Annotated in this window: 5 protein-coding genes; 3 read left to right on the plus strand and 2 right to left on the minus strand. The window is 43.9% G+C overall.

What is annotated here, in order from left to right:
• Positions 1-645, plus strand: a 645-nt coding sequence (locus SORDD16_RS12065) for a hydroxymethylglutaryl-CoA synthase (protein WP_277730631.1), incomplete at its 5' end; no start/stop codon positions are given.
• Entirely contained in the window at positions 645-1,934 is a 1,290-nt protein-coding gene (locus SORDD16_RS09545) for a hydroxymethylglutaryl-CoA reductase, degradative (protein ID WP_061453262.1), read from the plus strand. The genes SORDD16_RS12065 and SORDD16_RS09545, both read left to right, overlap by 1 nt.
• 19 nt (positions 1,935-1,953) lie before the next feature.
• Here the strand turns inward: SORDD16_RS09545 and SORDD16_RS09550 are convergent, their stop codons facing one another.
• Together SORDD16_RS09550 and SORDD16_RS09555 are read right to left on the minus strand one after the other, a co-directional pair.
• Positions 1,954-2,919, minus strand: a complete 966-nt coding sequence (locus SORDD16_RS09550; protein ID WP_061453263.1) for a LacI family DNA-binding transcriptional regulator — start codon at positions 2,917-2,919, stop codon at positions 1,954-1,956.
• Positions 2,900-4,354, minus strand: a complete 1,455-nt coding sequence (locus tag SORDD16_RS09555; RefSeq protein WP_061453264.1) for a sucrose-6-phosphate hydrolase — start codon at positions 4,352-4,354, stop codon at positions 2,900-2,902. Before SORDD16_RS09555 ends, SORDD16_RS09550 begins: the two co-directional genes overlap by 20 nt.
• Before the next feature lie 368 nt (positions 4,355-4,722).
• Between SORDD16_RS09555 and SORDD16_RS09560 the strand changes: the two genes are divergently transcribed.
• Positions 4,723-5,408: glucose PTS transporter subunit EIIB (locus SORDD16_RS09560; protein WP_164966519.1), on the plus strand; the 686-nt coding region annotated here is incomplete at its 3' end.

The raw sequence follows: 5,408 nt of genomic DNA on the forward strand, positions 1-5,408 counted from the left end.
GCTCAAACGCGCGACATCATGGATTTCTGGCGTCCGAACTATTCAAGCACTCCTTATGTAAACGGCATGTACTCGACTCAACAGTATCTTGATTGCCTGACAACGACTTGGGATGAATACAAGAAACGCTATGATTGGAATATGGATGATTTTGCGGCTATCTGCTTCCACTTGCCTTATCCTAAGCTGGCTTTAAAAGGCTTGCGCAAGATGATGGACAAGACTTTGTCTCAGGAAAAAAAGGATAGTCTGCAAGAAAACTTTGACAAATCCATTCTCTACAGTCAGATGATTGGAAATATCTACACAGGTTCCCTCTTTCTCGGTCTCCTTTCTCTTTTGGAAAATGCAGAGAACTTGAAGGCTGGAGATAAAATTGCCCTCTACAGTTATGGAAGTGGCGCGGTTTCAGAGTTCTTTAGTGGAGAGCTGGTCGAAGGTTATGAGGCTTACCTTGATAAGGATCGCTTGAACAAACTCAAACAACGTACAGCATTGTCAGTTGCAGACTATGAAAAAGTCTTCTTCGAAGAATTGCAGTTGGATGAGTCTGGTTCAGCCCAATTTGCAGGCTATGAACATCAAGACTATGCCTTGGTTGAAATTGTCGACCACCAACGCCGTTATAGCAAGGTTGAAAATTAATGAAGATAAGTTGGAATGGATTTTCTAAAAAATCATACCATGAGCGCCTTGAGTTGTTGAAAGCTCAGGCGCTCCTTAGTCCTGAAAAGCAAACGAGTCTCGAGCAGGATGAACAAGTCAGCTTGGCAGTTGCAGACCAGCTGAGTGAGAATGTAGTGGGAACTTTTTCTCTGCCTTATTCGATTGTTCCAGAGCTTGTGGTGAATGGCCAGGACTACACAGTTCCCTATGTGACAGAAGAACCCTCAGTGGTTGCTGCGGCCAGCTATGCAAGTAAAATCATCAAGCGAGCAGGTGGCTTTACTGCTCAAGTACATGAGCGCCAGATGATTGGTCAGGTAGCCCTTTATCAAGTTGCTGATCCTGAACAAGCGCAAGAGAAGATTGCCAGCAAGAAAGCGGAACTCTTGGAACTTGCCAATCAAGCCTATCCTTCTATCGTCAAACGTGGTGGCGGGGCGCGTGATTTGCATGTAGAGCAGATCAAAGGTGAAACAGACTTTCTCGTTGTTTATCTCCATGTTGATACTCAGGAAGCCATGGGAGCCAATATGCTCAACACCATGCTGGAAGCCTTGAAACCAGTCTTAGAAGAACTCAGTCAGGGACAGAGTCTCATGGGTATTTTGTCCAACTATGCGACCGATTCTCTGGTGACTGCAAGCTGTCGCATCGCTTTTCGTTATTTGAGCCCTCAAAGGGACCAAGGTCGAGAAATTGCGGAGAAAATAGCCTTGGCTAGCCAGTTTGCGCAGGCTGATCCTTACCGAGCGGCTACCCACAATAAAGGGATTTTTAACGGCATTGATGCCATTTTAATCGCCACGGGTAATGACTGGCGTGCCATCGAAGCTGGGGCTCATGCCTTTGCCAGTCGAGACGGACACTATCAAGGCCTCAGCCGATGGAGACTAGATAGGGACGCAGAAGAATTGGTCGGTGAGATGACCTTACCCATGCCTGTAGCTACTAAGGGCGGCTCTATCGGTCTCAACCCACGTGTAGCCCTCAGCCATGAACTACTGGGAAATCCTTCTGCCAAAGAATTAGCCCAGATTATCGTGTCCATTGGGCTTGCCCAGAACTTTGCGGCTCTCAAAGCCTTGGTAAGTACGGGCATCCAGCAAGGCCACATGAAACTACAGGCCAAATCTCTAGCTCTCCTAGCTGGTGCTAGTGAGTCCGAGGTTGCTCCCCTAGTTGAGCACTTGATTGCAGAAAAAAACTTTAACCTAGAGACAGCTCAGCGCTATTTAGCAGAAATGAGAGTATCAAAAAATCTCGGCTGATGTAGTCCGAGATTTTGTTTTAAATACTTCTCCCTGGCAAGAGACTGACGGGTAAAAAGTAGCCTGTCGTGGTAACTTCTTTACCTTCAATCTTTTGCAGGAGGAGATCGACAGTTAGGCAGGCAATTTCTTTGAGAGGTTGCTTGATGGTTGTTAGCTGAGGGTAATAGTTTTCGATAAAGTAAGTTCCGTCATAGCCAATAATCTTGAGTTGGTCAGGGACCGCAATCCCTAGCTCTGTAGCCACCTTAATCACGAGAATCGCAGTCAAATCATCCGATGCAAAAATGGCATCGGGTTTTTGTTTGGTAAGGATATTCTTGATTTCCATTTCCTTTCTGACGGGTGAAAAATCACTAGAAACATTGATAATAGGCGCATGAGGTAGAATGGAGGCGAAACCTGCATGACGCAGTCCAGTAGGCGAGTTGGAGTTGTCATTTCCTGTAATCATGATGATAGACTGAGCACTTGTCTTGACCAAGGTTTGGGCTGCTAGGATCCCACCAGCGTAGTTGTCAGAGGATACGACAGGAATGTCTGGTGATAGATTTCGGTCAAAGGAAATGATCGGTGCCGTCACACGATTGTAGTCTTCGATTCCCAAGTTGTGACTTCCAGAAATGATACCATCGACCTGATTGGCCTCCAGCATTTCAATGTACTCCCGTTCTTTTTCAGAGTTATGCTCGCTGTTACAGATGATGGTCTTGTAGCCATTCTTGAAGAGTTGGTGTTCCAACTTGTCAATCAACTCCGCATAAAAGACATGACTGATGTTGGGGAAAATGAGTCCAATCAACTTGGCGGATTTTCCTTGGAGGCTTCGAGCCAGGTTGTTGGGTTTGTAGCCTAACTCTCGCATGGCTTCATTAACCTTTTGAATGGTTTTCTCAGATAGATATCCCTTTTTATTGATGACCCGTGAGACGGTAGTGGGGCTGACGCCTGCAAGTTTTGCGACATCAGTTAGTTTTGCGACCATAATCTAATTCATAGTAAGTTCCAGTTGGGTTTCCAGACTTGATTAGGATACCGTTTTGGTCTGTATGTGGAAAGACGCGACCAGAAAATACTTTTTCTCCTTTGTTGATGAAAATTTCAAAGACTGACTTGTCAATAAAGATGTTAGCAGTTGTAGCCTTGACTTCAATTGGACAAGAACGAGTACTTCCAAATTCTTGGGCGTATTGTTCTCCAGCCTGGCTACGATCCACTGTCACCTGGCCATTAACAAGATCAAAGTTGATTGAAAGTCCCTTGCCTTCTTTGTCTGCCAGAAGGACGATTTCAGTTTGGCTATTGGCTTCAAGCTTGAGTTCAAGCTCGTAGGTGTTTGAGGTCTTCTCTTGGTTGCCAAAAACTTGTTCAGAAGCCCGTAAATTTTCGATAGCTTTTACAGGATACTGATAGAGTTTGCCATCCTGGATAGTTAATTCCTTAACCAAGGAGAAAGTCCCTTGGTGCTCAAAACTGTCAGATGGGTAAGAAACATCTGGTAACCCAAGCCAGCTAACGGCAAGAGCGCGACCGTCTGGGGCATTAAACCCTTGGGTTGCATAGGCTTCAAAACCGTAATCCATATTTTGAAGTTGAGACACATCTACCATTTTGGCATTTTCAGGATTAAAGGAAGCCCCAATCTTATACATGTTTGGATAGATATTGTCGTAGTCTAGAACACTCTTATCCAATCCTTGTGGGCAGTAGAGAAGGACAGGTTGTTCGCCTACAAAGACTAGATTTGGACATTCCATCATGTAGGCAGTACGATCGTTAGCAAAGTCAAGGTCGCCAACTGCTTGCCAGTTTGTGTAGTCATTTTCCATAGCCTTGTAGAGACGGACGAAGCCTTTTTTCTCCAAGTCCTGTCCACCTACGATAGCATAATATTGTCCCTTAAAGTTAAAAATTTGTGGGTCGCGGAAGTGGTCTGTAGAGTCTACGGGCTGGTCAATCAAGACTTTGTCAATCTTTTCAATCTTCCCAGTCTTGTCCATTAAGGCACCAATTTGGTAGGGGTGGCGGATCCAATTTTCATCACGGACATTTCCAGTATAAAATAGGAACAACTGATCGCCAAACTGCATGGCAGAACCAGAGTAGGCACCGTGGCTATCTAATGGAGTATCTGGCAAAACTTTGACTCCAGTTTCTGTAAAGTGCACTAAATCATCACTTTCAAGCTGCACCCAAGACTTCAACCCATGGGCAGCTCCAAACGGAAAGTTTTGGTAAAAGACAACCCACTTGCCATCAAAGCAGGAGAAGCCGTTAGGATCGTTGAGGAGTCCAGTTGCTGGCTCTACATGATAGCTAGTATGCCAAGGAGACTGAGCGTTTTTCTCCTTGAGTTGCTTGATTTCCTCTTCTGTCCAATCTTCGTAGCGTCTATACCGACGTTCTGTTGTCCATTTCATTTCTTGATTCCTCCAAAATAGTTCTCCATTTAATAGTAAACGTTTTCGAGTGAAAAATCAAGTTTTTTTCCTTTAAAACTGAAAAAAATGTCAAACGTTTGTCATATCCTGGATAAGTAACTCTACCTAAATTATGAAAATAAATGAAAAAATGAAAGAAAATGAAAATGAAAGAGGTGGTTTTTAGAGGAAATCTGGAAGTTTTTGAAAGAAAAGCCGTTTTTGATGTCAAAAATAAGAAACTTAAAATTTTCCTAAAAAAAATTCTGCAAAACGCTTGACATATTTTTGAAACGTGATAGAATAATATGCGTAGGGCGGGAAAACCGCTTTCAAAAAAGAAAAATTTTATAAGGAGATTTTTGCAAATGTCATCGAATACAGAAATTGCAAAACAGGTCATCGATGCCTTGGGTGGACGTGAAAATGTCAACAGTGTTGCTCACTGTGCAACTCGTCTACGTGTCATGGTCAAAGATGAAGCAAAAATTAAGAAAGATGTTGTTGAAAACATCGAGAAAGTTCAAGGTGCTTTCTTTAACTCAGGACAATTCCAAGTTATCTTTGGAACTGGTACTGTGAACAAGATCTATGACGAAGTGGTTGCTCTTGGATTACCAACTTCTTCTAAAGAAGATATGAAAGCAGAAGCTGCTAAACAAGGAAACTGGTTCCAACGTGCTATCCGTACTTTCGGTGACGTCTTCGTGCCAATCATTCCAGTTATCGTAGCGACTGGTCTCTTCATGGGTGTTCGTGGTCTCTTGAACGCTCTTGGAATGACACTTCCAGAAGATGTTACCATTTACAGCCAAATCCTCACAGATACAGCCTTCATCATCTTGCCAGGTTTGGTTGTATGGTCAACCTTCCGCGTATTTGGTGGTAACCCAGCTGTTGGTATCGTCCTCGGTATGATGCTGGTTTCTGGCTCACTTCCAAACGCTTGGGCAGTAGCATCAGGTGGTGAAGTAACAGCTATGAACTTCTTTGGCTTCATTCCTGTTGTTGGTTTGCAAGGTTCTGTTCTTCCAGCCTTCATCATCGGGGTGGT

Origin of the sequence: Streptococcus oralis (assembly GCF_001578945.1) — a bacterium.
GTDB classification, from domain to species: domain Bacteria; phylum Bacillota; class Bacilli; order Lactobacillales; family Streptococcaceae; genus Streptococcus; species Streptococcus oralis_Q.

Excerpts from the sequence above, each read along its gene's own strand:
- SORDD16_RS09545 (WP_061453262.1), top strand. The coding sequence starts at position 645 with ATGAAGATAAGTTGGAATGGATTTTCTAAAAAATCATACCATGAGCGC.
- SORDD16_RS09550 (WP_061453263.1), bottom strand. The coding sequence starts at position 2,919 with ATGGTCGCAAAACTAACTGATGTCGCAAAACTTGCAGGCGTCAGCCCC.
- SORDD16_RS09555 (WP_061453264.1), bottom strand. The coding sequence starts at position 4,354 with ATGAAATGGACAACAGAACGTCGGTATAGACGCTACGAAGATTGGACA.